The 1,433-nt window shown below is 46.1% G+C and carries 2 protein-coding genes; one reads left to right on the top strand and one right to left on the bottom strand.

Annotation, left to right across the window (positions count from 1 at the left end):
• Positions 1 to 681: DUF3078 domain-containing protein (locus EOO50_RS17615; RefSeq protein WP_290841597.1), on the top strand; the 681-nt coding region annotated here is incomplete at its 5' end.
• A gap of 55 nt (positions 682 to 736) precedes the next feature.
• Here the strand turns inward: EOO50_RS17615 and EOO50_RS17620 are convergent.
• The coding region (locus EOO50_RS17620; RefSeq protein ID WP_290841598.1) for a GTPase at positions 737 to 1,433 on the bottom strand (697 nt) is incomplete at its 5' end.

Genomic DNA, 1,433 nt, shown 5'->3' on the forward strand with positions numbered 1-1,433 from the left:
AACTACTACAAAGACGGCTGGAATTGGGACAACAAATTCATCGCGTCTTACGGGCTTGTCAAAACCAGGACGAGTTCTTTCGCCAAGAAAACTGACGATCGGATCGAGATCAACTCGCTTGTCGGGCACCGGATGAAAGCTGCGAGCCGCTGGTATTATTCAGCGTTTTTAAACTTTAAGACACAATTCACGAAAGGCTATCTGTATTCGCGCGACGTCAACGGCGCCGAAATCAGGACAGAGTATACTAATTTCTTTTCACCCGCGTATTTGCTCATTGGCCCGGGCGTTTTATATAAGAAAGACGACAACTTTAAATTCAACCTTTCGCCGCTTACCTCAAAGCTGACTTTTGTCGATCCTGCGTTCACGCTGCCCGATGAAGCATATTTCGGCGTTAAGGAAGGCGAATCGCTGCGTTACGAGTTGGGAATGAATGCCTCGCTGTATTACAAAGTCGGCATTGTCGCCAACGTTTCGTTCGAAAACATATTGAACCTGTATTCGAATTATCTCGAAGATCCGCAAAATGTCGATATTGATTATCAGCTGAACATCGTCATGAAAATCAACAAATATCTGTCGACAAACATCAACTTTCAGACTATTTATGATGACAACGCCTTCCGCGGATTCCAGGTCCGTCAGGTATTCGGCGTAAGCTTCAACTACTTATTCTAAAATTCAGATAAAAAGAAAAAGTCCATTTGCAGATGTAAATGGACTTTTTTTATGGCTATTCTTCTTTTTCGATAGCATGTTCCCAATCGGGATACAAAAAGTTGTTATAGGGAAAGCGCATCACGTGGATTTGCCGCACCGATTCATAAACCGTTTTCCGGAATTCCTCAAAGTTCTGCTTGTTGGTCGCCGAAATGAACAGCGCGTTCTTTTGGCCGAGCTCGCCCATCCAGGTCGATTTCCACTCCTCGAGCGAATAGTGTTTTTTGGTCCGTTCCGTCATCAAATCGTCGTGTTCGATGACTTCGCTTTTGTATGCATCGATCTTGTTGAAGACCATGATCGTCGGCTTTTCCTGGCATTTGATGTCAGCGAGAATTTGGTTAACCGATGAAATGTGCTCTTCGAAATCAGCGTGCGAAATATCCACGACATGCAGCAGCAAATCGGCTTCGCGTACTTCGTCGAGCGTGCTTTTAAACGACTCGATGAGCTGTGTCGGAAGCTTTCTGATAAATCCGACGGTATCCGATAACAGGAACGGCAGGTTTTTAATAACGACCTTGCGCACCGTCGTGTCAAGAGTCGCAAACAGCTTGTCTTCAACAAACACGTCACTTTTCCCGATGGCGTTCATCAGCGTCGACTTCCCGACGTTTGTATATCCGACAAGCGCCACGCGCACCAAAGCGCCGCGATTCCCGCGCTGAACGGCCATTTGCTTGTCGATTGTCTTGAGCTTTTCCTTGAGC

This window comes from Flavobacterium sp. (genome assembly GCF_004211145.1).
Lineage (GTDB): Bacteria > Bacteroidota > Bacteroidia > Flavobacteriales > Flavobacteriaceae > Flavobacterium.